This is a genomic window from Pseudomonas sp. Sample_20 (genome assembly GCF_004307585.1).
In the GTDB taxonomy this organism is placed as follows: domain Bacteria; phylum Pseudomonadota; class Gammaproteobacteria; order Pseudomonadales; family Pseudomonadaceae; genus Aquipseudomonas; species Aquipseudomonas atacamensis.
In genome coordinates this window covers 1-18,181 of record NZ_RCOA01000129.1, presented here as the reverse complement: position 1 = coordinate 18,181, position 18,181 = coordinate 1, and the positions used below count along the sequence as shown (strand labels likewise).

Here is an 18,181-nt window from a genome sequence, read left to right as displayed (position 1 = left end):
TCCTAGTGTCGAATCAAGTGGCCGCTGGCGGCGAGTAACTGGCCGTCGAGTAAAGCACCCTGGTCACCGAGTGTCAGCCTGCCTTCGGCAAACCAGCGTACTGCCATCGGGTAGATCAGGTGTTCCTGAGCGTGGACTCGTTGCGCCAGACTCTGCGGCGTGTCGTGCAACTCTACCGGTAATACTGCTTGTACGACCAGTGGTCCGCCATCGAGTTCCTCGGTGACGAAGTGCACGGAGCAGCCATGTTCCGTATCGCCGGCCTCCAGCGCGCGCTGATGAGTGTGTAACCCTTTGTATTTGGGCAGCAGCGACGGGTGGATGTTGAGCAGGCGACCCTGGTAGTGGCGCACGAAATCAGCGCTGAGAATGCGCATGAAGCCGGCCAGTACCACGAGTTTGGGGTTGAATTGGTCGATCAGTTCGATCAGTGCGGCATCGAAGGCCTCGCGGCCCTCGAATGCCTTGTGATCCAGCGAGCGGGTGGCGATACCCGCGTCGCGGGCGCGTTGCAGGCCGTAGGCGTCGGCGCGGTTGGAAATCACCGCAGCGATGCGGACCGGGCTGTCGCCGGTCCGCGTGCTGTCGATCAGAGCCTGCAAGTTACTGCCGGTGCCGGACAACAGCACCACGACATCACAGGACTTTGGCATCAGTGAGCCTTGAGGTTCTTCAGCTCGACCTGCGCAGCGCCCTCGGCGGCCACGGCGATCTGACCGATGACCCAAGGCTGCTCGCCAGCGTCACGCAGGGTGTTCAGGGCAACTTCAACGTGCTCCTGAGCTACACAGATGACCATGCCGACGCCGCAGTTCAATACGCGGTGCATTTCGGTTTCATCAACGTTGCCTTTCTCTTGCAGCCAGTCGAACACGGCCGGGCGAGTCCAGCTGGCCACGTCAACCACCGCTTGTGCGCCTTTTGGCAACACGCGCGGGATGTTGTCGAGCAGGCCGCCACCGGTGATGTGGGCCATGGCCTTGACCGCGCCAGTGTCCTTGATCAGCTTGAGCAGTGGCTTGACGTAGATGCGGGTCGGGGCCATCAGCAGGTCGGTCAGCGGTTTGCCGTCGAGCTGGGTGTTCTCGATGTCGGCACCGGAAACTTCGATGATCTTGCGGATCAGCGAGTAGCCATTGGAGTGCGGGCCGGACGATGGCAGGGCGATCAGGGCGTCACCGGTGGCGACTTTCGAGCCGTCGATGATTTCCGACTTTTCCACGACGCCGACGCAGAAACCGGCCAGGTCATAGTCTTCGCCTTCGTACATGCCTGGCATTTCAGCGGTTTCGCCGCCAACCAGCGAGCAACCCGACAGTTCGCAGCCAGCGCCGATGCCGGTGACAACTTGGGCAGCGGTGTCGACATTCAGTTTGCCGGTGGCGTAGTAGTCGAGGAAGAACAGCGGCTCGGCGCCGCACACCACCAGATCGTTGACGCACATGGCGACCAGGTCGATGCCGATGCTGTCGTGCTTGTTCAGGTTCAGCGCCAGACGCAGCTTGGTGCCGACGCCGTCGGTGCCGGAGACCAGCACTGGCTGCTTGTAGCCGGCCGGGATTTCGCAGAGGGCGCCGAAACCGCCCAGGCCGCCCATGACTTCCGGGCGCGCAGTGCGCTTGGCGACGCTCTTGATGCGTTCGACCAATGCTTCACCGGCGTCGATGTCTACACCGGCGTCCTTGTAGCTCAGGGAGGGTTGCTTGCTCATGATCCAGGCCTTTAGGGGAGGGGATTCAGGGGGTAACGACCGAGTTCAGCGGGAACATCGAACTCGATGGGCGATCGCCTCACGCGAGTTTCGAGGGGCCCGGCTGTTGCCGGTCTGCGAAGGCGCGCGATTTTATCAGGCTTGAGGGGCAGCGGCCATCCTCGCACCGACGGGCAGGGCCATATCGGCGGAAATTTTTTGCAATCGCAGGGTATGACTGCCTGTATAAGGTGTGGCGATTAACCGTCTATCGTTAGGACTGTGCAAAAACTTACCGCCACCGTGTGAATGTTTTGCCAGGGGTGGGGGTCACAGCCTTGCTCAAACGGTTCACGCGGCGTGTTCCAGCCGCTCCTGTCGACGGGAATTTTCCATGCGTTTTTGTAAATTGTTATTTGTGGGCTGCCTGACGCTGGTCAGCCTGGCGAGCCATGCCGAAAACCTCAAAGGCCTGTATCAGGTGCGTCAACCGGTCAACGGCCAGGCGCCGCAAGAGCGCGATCGCGCCACGCAGGCGGCGCTCGATACCCTGGTGCTGCGCCTGACCGGCGACCCGAAAGCCGCGCAGAACCCGGGGCTGGCACCGATTCGCAAGGATCCGCAGCAAATCATCAGCCAGTTCGGTTTCGACGCCGGGCCACCGGAAGTGCTGAAAGTCGACTTCGATCCGGCAACCACCGAGCAGGCCTTGCGCCGGGCCGGGTTGCCGGTGTGGGGCGCCAGTCGGCCGTCGATCCTCGGCTGGTGGCTGAACGATTCAACTGAAGGTGCGAGCCTGGTCGGTGACGGTCAAACCGCAGCCGCAACGTTGCGCACGGCCGCACAACATCGCGGTTTGCCACTGCGTTTGCCACTGGCTGATCTCAGCGAGCAACTGGTCGCCACCGCACCTGCGCTGGAAAGCGCTGATCCCGCGCCCCTGCGCAGTGCTTCGGAACGCTACAACGCTGACGCCTTGCTGGCGGTGCACGCGCGCGAAGAGGGCGGGCAGTGGCAGGCGAAATGGCGCTTGTGGCTCGGTGATCAGAAAGAGGCCGGCAGCGTACAGGGCGCCGATCAGGCCGCCGTTGCCGATGCGGTGATGCTGGCGGTGGCCGAGCGTCTGGCGCCGCGATTTGTCGCCAAGCCCGGCACATCGGGTCAGCAGACCCTGGAAGTGCAGGGCATGAATCTGGAGCATTATGCGGCGCTGCTGCGGTTACTCGAACCGTTCGGCGTGCGTCTGCAAAGCGTGCAGGGTGATCGGATCGTCTACCGGGTCAATGGCAGCGTCGATCAATTGCGCGCGCAATTGTCGCTGGCGAAGTTGCAGGAACTGCCGGCCGAAGCGCCGGCCCCGGTGGCGCCTGCCCAGCCTGCGGCTGACGGTGCGCCTGCGGTGGCAGCGCCAACCCCGGCAGCGGCGGCACCGTCGTTGCGGTTTCGCTGGTAAGTCTTTCCTTATATAGAAGCATCAGGAGTGGTAAATGGCCGATACGCGGCGTTGGTTCTGGCTCGGTGGGGTAGTCCTGCTTTGCGCGTTTGTATGGTTGCTGCACCCGATCCTCACGCCGTTTCTGGTCGCGTTGTTGCTGGCTTATCTGTTCGATCCGCTGGTGGATCGTCTGGAGCGGCTCGGGCTGTCGCGAACCTGGGGCGTGATTGCCGTGTTTGCCTTGTTCACGCTGATCGTTACGGCGTTGCTGCTGGTGCTGGTACCAATGCTCGCCAAGCAGTTGCTGCGTCTGTACGAGCTGGCGCCGCAGATGCTCGACTGGTTGCAACACACCGCTGTGCCGTGGGCGCAAGCGAAGCTTGGTTTGTCGGACGGCTTCTGGAAGTTCGATAAAGTCAAAGCCGCGATCAGCGAGCACATGGGCCAGACCACCGACATCGTCGGCGTGGTGCTGAGTCAGGCGACGGCGTCGAGCCTGGCACTGATCGGCTGGCTGGCAAACCTGGTGCTGATTCCGGTGGTGAGCTTCTACCTGCTGCGCGACTGGGACGTGATGATGGGCAAGATCCGCAGCCTGCTGCCACGTGATCGCGAAGAGCGCGTGGTTGCGCTGGCGGGCGAGTGCCACGAAGTGCTCGGCGCGTTCGTGCGTGGGCAGTTGTTGGTGATGGTTGCGTTGGGGGTGATCTACGCGGCTGGCCTGATGATCGTCGGTCTGGAACTGGGGCTGTTGATCGGCCTGATTGCCGGGCTCGCGGCGATCGTGCCGTACATGGGTTTTGTCATCGGCATTGGCGCGGCGCTGATCGCAGGATTGTTCCAGTTCGGTGGCGATCTGTACCCGATGGTCGGGATCGTCGCAGTGTTCATGGTCGGTCAGGCACTGGAAGGCATGGTGCTGACGCCGCTGCTGGTCGGGGATCGCATCGGCTTGCACCCGGTGGCGGTGATCTTCGCGATCCTCGCTGGCGGCGAGCTGTTCGGTTTCACCGGCGTTCTGCTGGCGTTGCCGGTGGCGGCGGTGATCATGGTGCTGGTGCGTCATGTCCACGACTTGTATAAGGATTCCGGGATCTACAGCGGCGTTGACGAACCTGAGCTGTGATGGCACGGGCGGCCCGGCGCTTGGCCGGGCTGCCCCGTTTCGTTCGAGCGAGGGCGCCAGAGAATCTGTCATCAAACCGCTGCGTCAACGCAAACCTTTGATTTTGCTTGGGGTCTGTCGCATTGTGCGCTCAGCCTCACGGGTATAAACTTCGCCAACTTTACACAGAGGCCACTAACGGTTCCTTTGAGAACTGTTCAGTCAGCATGAAACCGATTCAGCTGCCCCTAGGTGTGCGTCTGCGTGACGACGCCACCTTCATCAACTACTACCCAGGCGCCAATGCCGCTGCACTCGGCTATGTCGAGCGTCTCTGCGAAGCCGACGCCGGGTGGACGGAGAGCCTGATCTACCTGTGGGGCAAACACGGCGTCGGGCGCACACATCTGTTGCAGGCCGCGTGCCTGCGCTTCGAGCAGATGGGCGAACCGGCGGTGTATCTGCCGCTGGCCGAGTTGATGGACCGCGGCGTGGAAATCCTCGACAACCTTGAGCAGTACGAACTGGTCTGCCTGGATGACTTGCAGGTGATTGCCGGCAAGGCCGACTGGGAAGAGGCGATGTTTCATCTGTTCAATCGTCTGCGTGACAGCGGCCGGCGCCTGCTGATCGCCGCGTCCACTTCGCCGCGCGAATTGCCAGTGAAGCTGGCCGACCTGAAATCGCGCCTGACCCTGGCGCTGATCTTCCAGATGCGCCCACTCTCCGATGAAGACAAATTGCGTGCGCTGCAATTGCGCGCATCCCGTCGCGGTCTGCACCTGACCGATGAAGTCGGGCACTTCATTCTCACTCGCGGCACACGCAGCATGAGCGCGCTGTTCGATCTCCTCGAGCAGCTTGATCAGGCTTCCTTGCAAGCGCAACGCAAGCTGACCATTCCCTTCCTCAAGGAAACTCTGGGCTGGTGATAGTGGGCTTTTGCCAGCTTTCAGGCGCCAGAAAACCCGCGTCCCTGCGCCGATTCACCGGCCAGACGAGTTACGCGCTTAGATGTAAACGCGAAACCGGGAAGTCACATAAAGTTCGATTGAATTTGCAAATGAGGACGATAGCGGGCATAGTCTCGGCTTCTTTACAACTATCAGCCACGGTCGTGCCCATGCTAAAGCGCTTCGCACCCCTCGTGCCTCTCGCACTCGTTACCCTGTTATTCGGTTGTGCTGCTCATTCTCCGGTTCAAGAGCCGCCGCAACAGGTCAAGAATTCTGCTACCGCCCAGTCTTCCGTTATTTACCAGGAAGAGCTGGACACCGAAAAAGAACTCAACCAGTTCAACGGCAGCAAGCCTTATCAGCTTCCTGTACTGGCTGACAGCATCCTCGAACGCGGCATGTCCCTGATCGGTACTCGTTACCGTTTCGGCGGTACCTCTGAAGCCGGTTTCGATTGCAGCGGTTTCATCGGTTACCTGTTCCGCGAAGAGGCGGGCATGAACCTGCCGCGCTCCACTCGCGAAATGATCAACGTTGATGCGCCGCTGGTTTCGCGCAGCAACCTTGAGCCGGGTGATCTGCTGTTCTTCGCCACCAATGGTCGTCGCGGTCGTGTCAGTCACGCCGGCATCTACCTGGGTGACAACCAGTTCATTCACTCCAGCAGTCGTCGCAGCGGCGGTGTTCGCATCGACAGCCTGGGTGACAGCTACTGGAGCAAGACTTTCATCGAAGCCAAGCGTGCACTCGCCATGGCGCCGACCGTGGTCACCGCTCGCAAGTAACCTGCATGTCGCTGCGTTCGCGGCGACAAAACGGCACGGCAACGGAGTAGACCTAAACTTTACAAGGTGAAGTTAAAGTCTTACTTGAAGTTTGCCGCGTAGCCGCTAGAATCCTGAATCTATATTGATGGCAAACCGCCTGCGTGATGACGCAGGCGGTTTTGTTTCTGTCCATTCGGCAGAGAAAGCCGCAGCCAGATCAGGATGTTCTGCTTATGACGATGTCGGCCCGCCTCACCTTGATCCTTTGCGCCGCGCTGCTCAGCGCCTGCGCCAGCCGCACACCGCCGCCAGCCCCCGTGGTTCGCGCGCCAATCGTGTTCGCTCCTTCCCAGGCTTTTTCCCCCGTTGCTGAAGACGTGCTGTTCCGTGCCCTCGGCCTGGTCGGCACACCGTACCGCTGGGGCGGTAACACGCCGGACTCCGGCTTCGATTGCAGTGGTCTGATCGGTTTCGTCTACCGCGACGCGGCGGGAATTTCGCTGCCACGCTCGACCCGTGAAATGATCGTCATGCAGGCGCCGAATGTCGGCAAGGAAGGCCTGCAGACCGGCGACCTGATCTTCTTCGCCACCAATGGTGGCTCGCAGGTCAGTCACGCGGGGATTTACGTCGGTGAGGGGCGCTTCGTGCATGCGCCGGCCACTGGCGGCACGGTCAAGCTCGATAGCCTGTCGAAGGCCTATTGGCAGAAGGCGTATCTGAGCGCCAAGCGGGTGTTGCAGCCGGGGCAGCTGGCGCATAACCCCTAGCGCGTATGCATAACTAATTGTGGGAGCGAGCCTGCTCGCGAAGGCGGAGTGTCAGTCGACAATGATTTGACTGATAAACCGCTTTCGCGAGCAGGCTCGCTCCCACATTTTTTGCTTCGCGCTTAACTTACTTGCTGGCCGACACGCGCCACACCTTGTTCCCGACATCATCCGCCACCAGCAAGCCACCTTGCTGATCGATGACCACGCCCACTGGGCGGCCCAGCGCGTTCTCATCCTTGTCGAGGAAACCGGTCAGCACATCCACCGGCTGCCCGGTCGGTTTGCCGCCAGTGAACGGCACGAAAATCACCTTGTAGCCGCTGTGCGGTTTGCGGTTCCACGAGCCGTGCTGGCCAATGAATGCGCCTTCCTTGAATTGCGCCGGCAAGCGGTTGCCCTCGGCGAAGGTCAGGCCCAGCGAAGCGGTGTGCGGACCGACCGCGTAATCCGGAGCGATGGCCTTGGCCACCAGATCTGGATTCTGCGGTTTGACCCGAACATCGACGTGCTGGCCGTAGTAGCTGAACGGCCAGCCATAGAAGCCGCCGTCCTTGACCGAGGTGATGTAGTCCGGCACCAGATCGCTGCCGATTTCGTCACGCTCGTTGACCGCTGTCCACAAGGCGCCGCTGGTGGGTTCCCAGGCGAGGCCGTTGGGGTTGCGGATACCCGAGGCGAAGATCCGGTGATTGCCGGTCGCACGGTCGACTTCCCAGATCGCCGCGCGGCCTTCTTCCTGATCCAGACCGTTTTCGCCAACGTTACTGTTCGAGCCGACGGTGACGTAGAGCTTGTTGCCGTCCTTGCTGGCGATGACGTTTTTGGTCCAGTGGTGATTCAGCGTGCCGCCGGGCAAGTCGACGACTTTGATCGGTTGGGTCTTGATCTCGGTGGCGCCCGGCTCGTAGTTGAAGCGCAGCAGGCGGTCGGTGTCGGCTACGTACAAATCGTTGCCGACGAGCGTCATGCCAAACGGCGAGTTGAGGTTCTGCAGGAACACCGTACGGGTTTCTGCGACGCCATCGTGGTCGGCATCACGCAACAGGGTGATGCGGTTCGGGCTGGGCACGCCGGCGCCGGCCTTGCCCATGACTTTCTTCATCACCCAGCCACGAATGCCTTTGCTGTCATCGGGCTTGGGCGGCGCGTTGGTTTCCGCCACCAACACATCGCCGTTGGGCAGTACATAGAGCCAGCGCGGGTGATCGAGGCCTTCGGCAAACGCCGCGACCTGGGTGCCGGCCGCAGCGGTCGGTTTCGCACCTTCCGGCCAGCCCACCGCCGGGGCGATGTTCACTGTCGGGATCAGCGTCTTGTTCGGTTCGGGCAGTTTCGGTGACGGACCGGTGCCGTCGGAGACTTGCAGGCTGGAGGTTTCACCGCAGGCGGCGAGCCCGCCAGCGACGGCGATGATAAGAGCGAGTTGGGCCTTGCGCATTGCTGATCTTCCCTATGAATGCATTCCTAAACATAGAGGAGGGCGCAGGCCCGATGGTTCAACTGCTCAACCGCGGGCTTCCTTGAACAGCACGGCGATGCCCGGATGATAGTTGCCCGCGTCGCTGTGCAATTTGCGATAGGCGTAGGGGAAATACCAGGCCACGGCGCAGGTGTGTTCCTTTTGCAGGTCGTCGACCATGTCCTGCAATTCTTCGGGGCTGGCGCTGTGCTGAGGTTTTTGCGGAGCGACGAAGAGGCAGCCGAGCTTGAGATCGCTGGCGTAGCTGATGCGCTTGGCATCAACGGTGATGTCGAGCAGTGCCTGGGTCAGGTTGAGGTTGTTGACCCGTGGCCAGCGTTGCGTGGCCTGAATGAACGCGCGGTCTTCGGCGCCGGCAATCAGCAGGTCGGCGCGAGCATTGCGTTCGCCTTCTTCGTTCTGTTTGCGCGTGGCCGTGTCGTTCAGCGTGACCATTTCAGCCATCCACGCCGCTGCCGCGAGCAGGCCGAGATTGGCTTTCTCGTCGTGCCAGTACGGCGTGTCGTTGTCGCCGCGAACGGTGTTGTAGCGATCGATACAGTCAAACCAGCGTTCCAGCACCGGGCGCAGAAATTCCAGGCGCGGGTTGCTGATGATCATGCCTTGCATCGTCGTCATCCTTATTGTTGTAGTGGGCTTTTCGGGAAAAGCATGGCTCTTTGATATCACTTGTCGCAGTCTGGCACAAGATTGCCGCTGCACAATGGATCAACGGCAGTTATTCGCGCGCAAAGCGCCTCTTCAATTGACGCTCCACCCCCAACCCTCTAACCTTCGCCGCTTGTTTCAGGTGCTCTGTGGCCCCGCGTCGACAGAGTGAAACAGGGAAGCCGGTGAGGGTGGTCTTCAAGCGAAGCCACGACGATCCCGGCGCTGCCCCCGCAACGGTAAATGAGTGAAAACTGCGCCTTGAGCCACTGCCTCGAAAGAAGCGGGAAGGCGCGCAGTCCGGCGAAACGCCGCTCATGAGCCCGGAGACCGGCCTGATCCATCTCAGCGGCATCACGGTGGGCGATGCCAGGCTTTTTGCCGTCTATTCTTGTGCCTGCCCGCCGTTATCCAGCCTCAACGGAGAGCTCCCCCCATGACTGATTCCCCCGAGCGTGACGAACGCCATCTGGCGCGCATGCAGCGCAAGAAAGCCGTGATCGACGAACGCATTGCCAACTCGCCCGACGAATGTGGCCTTGTGCTGGTGCTGACCGGCAACGGCAAAGGCAAGAGCAGCTCGGCATTCGGCATGCTCGCCCGCGCAATGGGCCACGGCATGCAGTGCGGCGTGGTGCAGTTCATCAAGGGCCGCAACAGCACTGGCGAAGAGTTGTTTTTCCGCCGCTTTCCCGAGCAGGTGCGTTTCCACGTCATGGGCGAAGGCTTCACTTGGGAAACCCAGGATCGCCAACGTGACATCGCCGCGGCGACCGCCGCTTGGGAAGTCTCGCGCGAATTGTTGCGCGACCCTTCGATCGGTCTGGTGGTGCTCGACGAATTGAACATCGCCCTCAAGCACGGCTACCTCGATCTCGATCAGGTGCTCAGCGATTTGCAGGCGCGTCCGCCGATGCAACACGTGGTGGTCACCGGTCGCGGTGCAAAGCCGGAAATGATCGAGATGGGCGACACGGTCACCGAGATGGGCATGCTCAAGCACGCCTTTCAGGCCGGGATCAAAGCGCAGAAAGGCGTCGAACTTTGAAGCCACCACGTCACTGCCCGGCGGTGTTGATCGCCGCGCCGGCCTCCGGTCAGGGCAAGACCACCGTCACCGCTGCACTCGCCCGTTTGCATCGCAATCAGGGGCGTAAGGTGCGCGTATTCAAATGCGGTCCGGATTTTCTCGACCCGATGATCCTCGAGCGCGCCAGCGGTGCGCCGGTGTATCAACTGGACATGTGGATGGTCGGCGAGCAGGAAAGTCGCCGCCTGTTGTGGGAAGCCGCCGCCGAGGCCGACCTGATTCTGATCGAGGGCGTAATGGGCCTGTTCGACGGCACGCCGTCCAGCGCTGATCTGGCGCGCCACTTCGGTGTGCCGGTGCTCGGCGTGATCGATGGCACCGCCATGGCGCAGACCTTTGGCGCCTTGGCGCTGGGCCTGGCGAAGTATCAGCCGGACTTGCCATTCGCTGGCGTGCTGGCCAACCGCGTCGGCACCTTGCGCCATGCGCAATTGCTCGAAGGCAGCCTCACCGAAGGTTTGCGCTGGTACGGTGCGCTGTCCCGCGAGACCGGCATCGAATTGCCGAGCCGCCACCTCGGCCTGGTCCAGGCCAGCGAATTGAATGATCTGGATCTGCGTCTCGACGCGGCCGCCGATGCGCTGGCCAGCAGTTGCCAGGTTGCGCTGCCCCCCGCCGTTGAATTCGCCGCGCCTGACCTCATCGCCGCCGAGCCCTTATTGAAAGGTGTGCGCATCGCCGTCGCCCGTGATGAAGCCTTTGCATTCACCTATGGCGCCAGTCTCGATCTGCTGCGGGCGATGGGCGCCGAACTGCAGTTTTTCTCGCCGATCCGCGACACGCAATTGCCCGAGGCGGACAGCCTGTATTTGCCGGGCGGTTATCCGGAACTGCACCACGTCGCGCTGGCGCAAAACACCACGATGCTTGCAGCAATCCGCGCGCACCACGCGGCGGGCAAGCCGTTGCTCGCCGAGTGTGGTGGCATGCTTTACCTGCTTGATTCGCTGACCGACGTGGAAGGCACCCGTGCTGAGCTGGTCGGTTTGCTCAAGGGCGATGCAACGATGCAGAAGCGTCTCGCGGCGCTGGCGTTGCAGGCGGTTGAGCTGCCGGAAGGGGAGTTGCGTGGGCATACCTATCATCATTCGCTGACCACCACCGAGCTGACGCCGATTGCCCGTGGGCTGAGTCCCAATGGCGGGCGCGGCGCTGAGGCGGTTTATCGCGAGGGACGGATGACGGCTTCCTATGTGCACTTTTATTTTCCGTCCAATCCGACCGCGATTGCTGCATTGTTTGCGCCAGACCGTGAGGCCGCCTTCGCGAGCAGGCTCGCTCCCACAATGGATCACCTGAACCCTGTGGGAGCGAGCTTGCTCGCGAAAGGGCCATGACCGACAACGCATTCTCCGAAGCCGAACGCGCGGCGGTCTACAAGGCCATCGCCGAACGCCGCGACATGCGCCACTTCACCGGCGGCAGCGTCGAACCGCAGCTGCTGCGCCGTCTGCTCGAGGCTGCTCATCAAGCGCCGAGCGTCGGCCTGATGCAGCCGTGGCGCTTCATCCGCATCAGCGATCGCGCTCTGCGCGGGCAGATCCGCGATCTGGTGGAAGAAGAGCGCATCCGCACCGCCGAGGCCCTCGGCGAGCGCAGCGATGAGTTCATGCAGCTCAAGGTCGAAGGCATCAACGATTGCGCAGAAGTGCTGGTCGCGGCGCTGATGGATGATCGCGAAAAGCACATCTTCGGTCGGCGCACGTTGCCGGAAATGGACATGGCCTCGTTGTCCTGCGCGATCCAGAACCTGTGGCTGGCCTCCCGTGCCGAGGGCCTGGGCATGGGCTGGGTCTCGCTGTTCGAACCGCAAGCCTTGGCGGATTTGCTCAAGTTGCCGGCCGGTGCCAAGCCGCTGGCGGTGTTGTGTCTCGGCCCGGTCAAGGAATTCTACCCGGCGCCGATGCTGGTACTTGAAGGCTGGGCGCAGGCGCGACCGCTGAACGAGTTGCTGTACGAAAATTATTGGGGAGTGAGTCAATGAGTGTGGCGTTGCTGAGTGTCGCCGCGGTAGCGCTGGATGCGCTGCTCGGTGAACCGAAACGCTGGCATCCGCTGGTGGCGTTCGGCAAATTTGCCGGGCGCATCGAGCAACGCTTCAACGCCGGCGGCCGTGGCTGGCGCAGCCATGGCGTGACCGCGTGGGTTATCGCGGTACTGCCGCTGACCTTGCTCGCCACGGCATTTTCCTGGGCGCCCTATGTGGGCTGGATTGTCGAGATTCTCGCGCTGTATTGCGCCCTCGGCATGCGCAGCCTCGGCGAGCATGTCGCGCCGGTCGCGGCTGCGTTACGCGCCGATGATCTGGACGAGGCACGCAAGCGCGTCGGTTATCTGGTCAGCCGCCAGACCAATGAACTGGACAGCAACGCCGTGGCCCGCGCCGCGACTGAGTCGGTGCTGGAGAACGGCAGCGATGCAGTGTTCGCTGCGCTGTTCTGGTTTGTCGTCGCCGGCGCGCCGGGCGTGGTCCTGTATCGCTTGAGCAATACCCTTGATGCGATGTGGGGTTATCGCAACGAACGCTTCGAGCGTTTCGGCTGGGCGGCGGCGAAAATCGACGACGTGTTGAACTACATTCCTGCGCGTCTGGTGGCATTGACCTACGCGCTGCTCGGCAAAACCCGACTCGCGCTGAAGTGCTGGCGCACTCAGGCGCCGCAGTGGGACAGCCCCAACGCCGGCCCGGTGATGGCGGCCGGTGCCGGTGCGCTGGGCGTCGAGTTGGGTGGCCCGGCGATCTATCACGGCGAACTGCATGAGCGCCCGCAACTGGGCGAAGGTGCGCCGGCAGATGCCGATTCCATTGACCGTGGCTGGCAATTGGTCCAGCGCGGCGTATGGTTGTGGCTGCTGATGCTTTGCCTGGGGGCGGAATTTTATGCTTGAGCACGGTGGCCGGCTGCGCAAGGCTGCATTCGATTACGGGATTGCCGAAGCCGACTGGCTTGACCTGTCCAGCGGCCTCGCGCCATGGCCGTTCCCGATCCCGGAGATCCCGCTACGCGCCTGGGCGCGCTTGCCGGAAACCGATGACGGACTGGAGCAGGCCGCCTGCGATTATTACGGCGCCGCGCAGGTGCTACCGGTCGCCGGCTCGCAAATGGCTATCCAGTTGCTGCCGCGTCTGCGCCGGGCCGGCAAGGTCGGCGTGTTGTCGCCGTGCTATGCCGAGCATGCCGAAGCGTGGCGGCGCAGCGGTTACATCGTCCGTGAAGTGCTCGAGCAGGAAGTCGAGTTCTTTCTCGACAGTCTCGATGTGCTGGTGGTGGTCAATCCGAACAATCCGACTGGACTCAGCCTGACCCCGGCACGCCTGCTCGACTGGCATGCGCGGCTGGCGCAACGCGGCGGCTGGCTGGTAGTCGACGAAGCGTTCATGGACAACACGCCGCAACTGAGCCTGGCGCCCTATGCGCATCAGGTCGGGCTGGTGGTGTTGCGTTCGTTCGGCAAGTTTTTCGGTCTGGCCGGGGTGCGCCTCGGTTTCGTTCTGGCCGAGCGCAAGTTGCTCAAACTGCTCGCCGAACAGGTCGGGCCGTGGGCGGTGAGCGGGCCGACGCGGGTGCTCGGTACGGCGTGCCTGCAAGACACCGAGGGCCATACCCGTCAGCGGATCCGCAGCGATGAAGCGAGCGAACGGTTGGCGGCGCTGCTGACCCGTTGCGGTTTTGCACCGCAGGGTGGCTGCGCGCTGTTTCAGTGGCTGATCACCGAGCACGCCGAAGCGCTGCACGAATTCCTCGCCCGGCGCGGCATCCTCCTGCGCCTGTTCAGCCACAACAGCAGTGTGCGTTTCGGCCTGCCAGCGGATGCCGCGCAAGCGCTGCGTCTCGAACAGGCTTTGCAAGCTTTCACCAAGGACCACCCATGACCACTCTGATGGTGCAAGGCACTACGTCCGATGCCGGCAAAAGCACTTTGGTGACGGCGTTGTGCCGCTGGGCCACCCGCCAGGGCGTGGCGGTGGTGCCGTTCAAACCGCAGAACATGGCGCTCAACAGCGCAGTCACCGCTGACGGCGGCGAGATCGGCCGCGCGCAGGCAGTGCAGGCGCAAGCGGCCGGTCTTGAACCGCACACCGATATGAATCCGGTATTGCTCAAGCCCAACAGCGACACCGGCGCGCAAGTGATCATTCATGGCCGCGCGGTGACGACGATGAACGCCGTCGCTTATCACGATTACAAGGCCATCGCGATGCAAGCGGTGCTCGCCTCGCACGAGCGACTCAGCGCTGCGTATCCGCTGGTAATGGTCGAAGGCGCCGGTTCGCCGGCGGAGATCAATCTGCGCGCCGGCGACATTGCCAACATGGGCTTTGCCGAAGCGGTGGATTGCCCGGTTTTGCTGATCGCCGACATCAATCGCGGCGGGGTGTTTGCGCATTTGGTCGGCACGCTGGAATTGCTTTCACCGAGCGAACAGGCGCGGGTCAAAGGCTTCATCATCAACCGCTTTCGCGGCGATATCGCCTTGTTGCAACCGGGCCTCGACTGGCTGGAGCAGCGCACCGGCAAACCGGTGGTCGGCGTGTTGCCGTACGTGATGGACCTGCACCTCGAGGCTGAGGACGGCATCGACCAACGCCAGACCGACAAGGCCGAGCAGGTGTTGAAAGTGGTGGTGCCGGTGCTGCCGCGCATCAGCAATCACACCGATTTCGACCCGCTGCGTCTGCATCCGCAGGTGGATCTGCAGTTCGTCGGCCCGGGCCAGGCGATTCCCGCCGCCGATCTGATCATCCTGCCGGGCTCGAAAAGCGTGCGCAGTGATCTGGCTTATCTGCGCGCCAACGGCTGGGACGCGGCAATCAATCGGCATCTGCGCTACGGCGGCAAGGTGCTGGGGATTTGCGGCGGTCTGCAGATGCTGGGTGAACAAGTGCACGATCCGCTTGGGCTCGAGGGTGCTGCCGGCTCCAGCGCCGGTCTGGGGCTGCTGGCGTTCGAAACGCAGCTCGAAGCCGACAAGCAACTGCGCAACGTGCGCGGGCGGCTGGCGTTGGAAAACGCCGCAGTCAGCGGTTATGAAATCCATGCTGGCGTGACCAGCGGACCGGCACTGGAAAACCCGGCGGTGCATCTGGACGACGGTCGATGCGATGGTGCGCAGAGTGCCGATGGCCAGGTGTTCGGCACCTATCTGCATGGCTTGTTCGAATCCCCCGAGGCGAGCGCGGCGTTGTTGCGCTGGGCGGGCTTGAGTGATGTGCAGGAAGTCGATTACCACGGCTTGCGCGAGCGTGATATCGAGCGGTTGGCGGATCTGGTGGAGAAGCATCTCGACACCGGGCTGTTGCGTCAGCTCTGCGGGATTTGAGTTGTCTGGACTGGCCTCTTCGCGAGCAGGCTCGCTCCCACAGGGAAATGCGATCAACGGTGGGAGCGAGCCTGCTCGCGAAGGGGGCGGTTGTCTCACCACACATTTTTGGATGAACCCATGCTCCAACTGATCCTCGGCGGCGCCCGCTCCGGCAAGAGTCGTCTGGCGGAAAAGCTCGCCAGCGACAGCCATCTGGCGGTCACCTACATCGCCACCAGCCAACCGCTGGACGGCGAAATGAATCAACGCGTCGCCCATCATCGCGCACGTCGCCCGGTCGAATGGGCGTTGATCGAAGAGCCACTGGAACTGGCCCGCGTGCTGCGCGAATCCGCCGGCGCCGAGCGCTGCCTGCTGGTCGATTGCCTGACCCTGTGGCTGACCAATCTGCTGATGCTCGACGACGCCGAACGTCTCACCGCCGAGCGTGAAGCCTTGCTCGACTGCCTGGCGTCGTTGCCGGGTGAAATCATTTTTGTCAGCAACGAGACCGGAATGGGTGTCGTGCCGCTGGGCGAATTGACCCGCCGCTATGTCGATGAAGCCGGTTGGCTGCATCAAGCTCTGGCCGAGCGCTGTCAGCGAGTTGTCCTGACCGTCGCCGGCCTGCCCCTGACTTTGAAAGGACCTGCGTTATGAGCCCGACCTGGTGGCTGAACCCATGCAAAACCGTGAATGCCGAGATCTTCGCGCAAGCGACCGAGCGCCAGCAGCAACTGACCAAACCGGCCGGTTCGCTGGGGCGCCTTGAAACGGTGGCCGTGCAACTGGCCGGTCTGCAAGGTCAGCTCAAGCCAACGCTGGATCAAGTCTGGATCGCGATTTTCGCTGGCGACCATGGCGTGGTAGCCGAAGGCGTATCGGCTTATCCGCAAGAAGTTACCGGGCAGATGCTGCTCAACTTTGTCAGCGGCGGCGCGGCGATCAGCGTGCTGGCGCGTCAGCTCGGCGCGCAGCTGGAAGTGGTCGATCTGGGCACGGTGAATCCGGCGTTGAACCTGTCGGGCGTGCGCCATTTGAACATTGCTCCGGGTACGGCGAACTTCGCTCAGGGCGCAGCGATGACTCAGGCGCAGGGCAAATCGGCCTTGCAGGCCGGTCGCGACAGCGTCTTGCGCGCGAAAGCCGCCGGCACGCAGTTGTTCATCGGCGGCGAAATGGGCATCGGCAACACCACGGCGGCCAGTGCGCTGGCCTGCGCCTTGCTCGATTGCCCGGTGGCGCACCTGACCGGTCCCGGCACCGGGCTGAATGCCGCTGGCGTCAGCCACAAGGCACAGGTGATCGAACGCGCGCTGGCGCTGCATGCCGCACAGCGTGGCGATGCCTTGCAGACGCTGTTCAATCTCGGCGGGTTCGAGATTGCCGCGTTGGTTGGCGCTTATCTGGCCTGCGCGCAGGAAGGCATTGCGGTGCTGGTCGACGGCTTCATCTGCACGGTCGCGGCACTGGTCGCGGTGCGCTTGAATCCGGCCTGTCGCGAGTGGCTGTTGTTCGGCCATCGCGGTGCCGAGCCGGGCCATCGCCATGTGCTGGAAACCCTGAGCGCCGAGCCGCTGCTCGAGCTCGGCCTGCGCCTGGGCGAAGGCAGTGGCGCGGCGTTGGCAGTGCCGTTGTTGCGTCTGGCCTGTGACCTGCACGGGCAAATGGCGACGTTCGCCGAAGCAGCCGTGGCGGATCGCCCGGCATGAGCCTGCGCCTGGATCTGCTGCGCCATGGCGAAACGGAACTCGGCGGCGGCTTGCGCGGCAGCCTCGACGATGCTCTGACCGCAAACGGCTGGACGCAGATGCGTGCGGCGGTGGTCGACGGCGGGCCGTGGGATCGTATCGTCAGTTCGCCATTGCAGCGCTGTGCGCGCTTCGCTGCTGAACTCGGCGAGCAACTGAACCTGTCCGTGCATCTGGACAAGGATTTGCAAGAGCTGCATTTCGGCGCTTGGGAAGGGCAGAGCGCGGCGGCATTGATGGAGACGGACGCCGAAGCGCTGGGGCTGTTCTGGGCTGATCCCTATGGCTTCACGCCACCGCAGGGAGAGCCGGTCAGCGCGTTTTCCGCGCGGGTGTTGGCGGCGGTCGGACGGTTACATGCGGCTTACGCCGGCGAACGGATTCTGCTGGTCAGCCACGGCGGCGTGATGCGTTTGTTGCTGGCGCAGGCACGAGAGCTGCCACGTGAACAGTTGCTCAATGTCGAGGTCGGCCACGGCGCGCTGTTTGCGCTAACGGTCGCTGCGGACGGCGCGCTCAAGGAAGGTCACTGAGATGTTGCCGCTGTGGATCGCCTTGCAGTTTCTCAGCAGCCTGCCGATTCGTCTGCCGGGCATGCCTGAGCCGCAACAGCTTGGCCGTTCGCTGCTGTTTTATCCGCTGGTGGGATTGCTGTTCGGGCTGATCCTCTATGCGTTGAATCTGTTGTTGGCCAGCGCGCCGATGTTGCTCCATGCGGCGCTGTTGCTGACTGTGTGGGTATTGCTCAGCGGCGCGCTGCATCTCGATGGCCTGGCCGACAGCGCCGATGCCTGGCTCGGGGGTTTTGGTGATCGTGAACGTACGCTGACGATCATGAAAGATCCGCGCAGCGGGCCGATCGCGGTGGTCACGCTGGTGCTGGTGTTGTTGCTGAAATTCGCCGCGCTGCTGGCGCTGATCGAGCAAGGGCATACCCTGGCGCTGATCATCGTGCCGGTGCTCGGGCGAGCGGCGCTGTTGGGGTTGTTTCTGACTACGCCGTATGTGCGTGCGGGTGGCTTGGGTCAGGCACTGGCCGATCATCTGCCGCGCACAGCGGGGTGGTGGGTGCTGGGGTTGAGTGCCTTGGGCTGCGTGTTTATCGCCGGTTTCGGCGTGGTGCTGATTTCGCTGGTCGGGTTTGTCTGGCTGCGGCGTTTGATGATGCGGCGGTTGGGCGGG

General features: G+C 62.8%; 19 protein-coding genes and 1 riboswitch. Of the genes, 15 read left to right on the top strand and 4 right to left on the bottom strand.

The window, feature by feature from the left end; all coding sequences use genetic code 11:
• Positions 1–2 precede the first annotated feature (2 nt).
• Both purN and purM read right to left on the bottom strand, forming a co-directional pair.
• Positions 3–653, bottom strand: a complete 651-nt coding sequence (gene purN, locus D8U70_RS25925; protein ID WP_024012162.1) for a phosphoribosylglycinamide formyltransferase — start codon at positions 651–653, stop codon at positions 3–5.
• Complete coding sequence (gene purM, locus D8U70_RS25920; protein WP_039763675.1) at positions 653–1,711, bottom strand: phosphoribosylformylglycinamidine cyclo-ligase; 1,059 nt, start codon at positions 1,709–1,711, stop codon at positions 653–655. Before purM ends, purN begins: the two co-directional genes overlap by 1 nt.
• Before the next feature lie 373 nt (positions 1,712–2,084).
• On the opposite strand from purM, the gene D8U70_RS25915 reads away from it, so the two are divergent.
• From D8U70_RS25915 to D8U70_RS25895, 5 genes are all read left to right on the top strand, one after another.
• On the top strand, positions 2,085–3,143 hold the full coding sequence (locus tag D8U70_RS25915) for a DUF2066 domain-containing protein (RefSeq protein ID WP_130930076.1): 1,059 nt from the start codon (positions 2,085–2,087) through the stop codon (positions 3,141–3,143).
• A 34-nt stretch (positions 3,144–3,177) separates the two neighbouring features.
• The gene (locus D8U70_RS25910; protein ID WP_016773697.1) at positions 3,178–4,251 is read left to right on the top strand and encodes an AI-2E family transporter; all 1,074 of its coding nucleotides are present in this window, start codon (positions 3,178–3,180) and stop codon (positions 4,249–4,251) included.
• 206 nt (positions 4,252–4,457) lie between these two features.
• Positions 4,458–5,162 carry a DnaA regulatory inactivator Hda gene (hda, locus tag D8U70_RS25905; protein WP_007919828.1) on the top strand — a complete coding sequence of 235 codons (705 nt, stop codon included), beginning with the start codon at positions 4,458–4,460 and terminating at the stop codon, positions 5,160–5,162.
• Positions 5,163–5,353: 191 nt separating this feature from the next.
• Positions 5,354–5,971: an NlpC/P60 family protein gene (locus tag D8U70_RS25900; RefSeq protein ID WP_016773699.1), complete on the top strand. Its 618-nt coding sequence runs from the start codon at positions 5,354–5,356 to the stop codon at positions 5,969–5,971.
• A gap of 215 nt (positions 5,972–6,186) precedes the next feature.
• Positions 6,187–6,723 carry a C40 family peptidase gene (locus D8U70_RS25895; RefSeq protein ID WP_041479547.1) on the top strand — a complete coding sequence of 179 codons (537 nt, stop codon included), beginning with the start codon at positions 6,187–6,189 and terminating at the stop codon, positions 6,721–6,723.
• Positions 6,724–6,850: 127 nt separating this feature from the next.
• Here D8U70_RS25895 and D8U70_RS25890 read toward each other — a convergent pair whose 3' ends face one another.
• Both D8U70_RS25890 and D8U70_RS25885 read right to left on the bottom strand, forming a co-directional pair.
• Positions 6,851–8,164, bottom strand: coding sequence for a sorbosone dehydrogenase family protein (locus D8U70_RS25890; RefSeq protein WP_125926992.1), 1,314 nt, complete (start codon positions 8,162–8,164; stop codon positions 6,851–6,853).
• Positions 8,165–8,230: 66 nt separating this feature from the next.
• Positions 8,231–8,815, bottom strand: a complete 585-nt coding sequence (locus D8U70_RS25885; protein ID WP_073472682.1) for a hypothetical protein — start codon at positions 8,813–8,815, stop codon at positions 8,231–8,233.
• Between the two features lie 162 nt (positions 8,816–8,977).
• Positions 8,978–9,208, top strand: a riboswitch (cobalamin riboswitch).
• Between the two features lie 82 nt (positions 9,209–9,290).
• Between D8U70_RS25885 and cobO the strand changes: the two genes are divergently transcribed.
• From cobO to D8U70_RS25835, 10 genes are all read left to right on the top strand, one after another.
• Complete coding sequence (cobO, locus tag D8U70_RS25880) at positions 9,291–9,902, top strand: cob(I)yrinic acid a,c-diamide adenosyltransferase (protein WP_016773703.1); 612 nt, start codon at positions 9,291–9,293, stop codon at positions 9,900–9,902.
• Positions 9,899–11,281 carry a cobyrinate a,c-diamide synthase gene (locus D8U70_RS25875; protein WP_130930075.1) on the top strand — a complete coding sequence of 461 codons (1,383 nt, stop codon included), beginning with the start codon at positions 9,899–9,901 and terminating at the stop codon, positions 11,279–11,281. The genes cobO and D8U70_RS25875 overlap by 4 nt, the downstream gene beginning before the upstream one ends.
• Complete coding sequence (bluB, locus tag D8U70_RS25870; protein ID WP_071171489.1) at positions 11,278–11,928, top strand: 5,6-dimethylbenzimidazole synthase; 651 nt, start codon at positions 11,278–11,280, stop codon at positions 11,926–11,928. Before D8U70_RS25875 ends, bluB begins: the two co-directional genes overlap by 4 nt.
• Positions 11,925–12,833: an adenosylcobinamide-phosphate synthase CbiB gene (gene cbiB, locus D8U70_RS25865; protein ID WP_130930074.1), complete on the top strand. Its 909-nt coding sequence runs from the start codon at positions 11,925–11,927 to the stop codon at positions 12,831–12,833. Before bluB ends, cbiB begins: the two co-directional genes overlap by 4 nt.
• Positions 12,826–13,818 (top strand): threonine-phosphate decarboxylase CobD, encoded by a 993-nt coding sequence (gene cobD, locus D8U70_RS25860; protein WP_130930073.1) that lies wholly within the window; start codon positions 12,826–12,828, stop codon positions 13,816–13,818. Before cbiB ends, cobD begins: the two co-directional genes overlap by 8 nt.
• A complete protein-coding gene (locus tag D8U70_RS25855) occupies positions 13,815–15,266 on the top strand; it encodes a cobyric acid synthase (protein WP_122611629.1) in 1,452 nt (483 codons plus the stop codon). The genes cobD and D8U70_RS25855 overlap by 4 nt, the downstream gene beginning before the upstream one ends.
• Positions 15,267–15,386: 120 nt before the next feature.
• The gene (gene cobU / locus D8U70_RS25850; RefSeq protein ID WP_130930072.1) at positions 15,387–15,908 is read left to right on the top strand and encodes a bifunctional adenosylcobinamide kinase/adenosylcobinamide-phosphate guanylyltransferase; all 522 of its coding nucleotides are present in this window, start codon (positions 15,387–15,389) and stop codon (positions 15,906–15,908) included.
• Complete coding sequence (gene cobT, locus D8U70_RS25845) at positions 15,905–16,960, top strand: nicotinate-nucleotide--dimethylbenzimidazole phosphoribosyltransferase (protein ID WP_130930071.1); 1,056 nt, start codon at positions 15,905–15,907, stop codon at positions 16,958–16,960. Before cobU ends, cobT begins: the two co-directional genes overlap by 4 nt.
• A complete protein-coding gene (cobC, locus tag D8U70_RS25840; RefSeq protein WP_073472668.1) occupies positions 16,957–17,532 on the top strand; it encodes an alpha-ribazole phosphatase family protein in 576 nt (191 codons plus the stop codon). Before cobT ends, cobC begins: the two co-directional genes overlap by 4 nt.
• A 1-nt stretch (position 17,533) precedes the next feature.
• Positions 17,534–18,181: adenosylcobinamide-GDP ribazoletransferase (locus D8U70_RS25835; protein WP_130930070.1), on the top strand; the 648-nt coding region annotated here is incomplete at its 3' end.

Bases quoted from the DNA above. Each gene is read 5' to 3' on its own strand.
- purN (WP_024012162.1), bottom strand. From the start codon at position 653: ATGCCAAAGTCCTGTGATGTCGTGGTGCTGTTGTCCGGCACCGGCAGT.
- purM (WP_039763675.1), bottom strand. From the start codon at position 1,711: ATGAGCAAGCAACCCTCCCTGAGCTACAAGGACGCCGGTGTAGACATC.
- D8U70_RS25915 (WP_130930076.1), top strand. From the start codon at position 2,085: ATGCGTTTTTGTAAATTGTTATTTGTGGGCTGCCTGACGCTGGTCAGC.
- D8U70_RS25910 (WP_016773697.1), top strand. From the start codon at position 3,178: ATGGCCGATACGCGGCGTTGGTTCTGGCTCGGTGGGGTAGTCCTGCTT.
- hda (WP_007919828.1), top strand. From the start codon at position 4,458: ATGAAACCGATTCAGCTGCCCCTAGGTGTGCGTCTGCGTGACGACGCC.
- D8U70_RS25900 (WP_016773699.1), top strand. From the start codon at position 5,354: ATGCTAAAGCGCTTCGCACCCCTCGTGCCTCTCGCACTCGTTACCCTG.
- D8U70_RS25895 (WP_041479547.1), top strand. From the start codon at position 6,187: ATGACGATGTCGGCCCGCCTCACCTTGATCCTTTGCGCCGCGCTGCTC.
- D8U70_RS25890 (WP_125926992.1), bottom strand. From the start codon at position 8,164: ATGCGCAAGGCCCAACTCGCTCTTATCATCGCCGTCGCTGGCGGGCTC.
- D8U70_RS25885 (WP_073472682.1), bottom strand. From the start codon at position 8,815: ATGCAAGGCATGATCATCAGCAACCCGCGCCTGGAATTTCTGCGCCCG.
- cobO (WP_016773703.1), top strand. From the start codon at position 9,291: ATGACTGATTCCCCCGAGCGTGACGAACGCCATCTGGCGCGCATGCAG.
- bluB (WP_071171489.1), top strand. From the start codon at position 11,278: ATGACCGACAACGCATTCTCCGAAGCCGAACGCGCGGCGGTCTACAAG.
- cbiB (WP_130930074.1), top strand. From the start codon at position 11,925: ATGAGTGTGGCGTTGCTGAGTGTCGCCGCGGTAGCGCTGGATGCGCTG.
- cobD (WP_130930073.1), top strand. From the start codon at position 12,826: ATGCTTGAGCACGGTGGCCGGCTGCGCAAGGCTGCATTCGATTACGGG.
- D8U70_RS25855 (WP_122611629.1), top strand. From the start codon at position 13,815: ATGACCACTCTGATGGTGCAAGGCACTACGTCCGATGCCGGCAAAAGC.
- cobU (WP_130930072.1), top strand. From the start codon at position 15,387: ATGCTCCAACTGATCCTCGGCGGCGCCCGCTCCGGCAAGAGTCGTCTG.
- cobT (WP_130930071.1), top strand. From the start codon at position 15,905: ATGAGCCCGACCTGGTGGCTGAACCCATGCAAAACCGTGAATGCCGAG.
- cobC (WP_073472668.1), top strand. From the start codon at position 16,957: ATGAGCCTGCGCCTGGATCTGCTGCGCCATGGCGAAACGGAACTCGGC.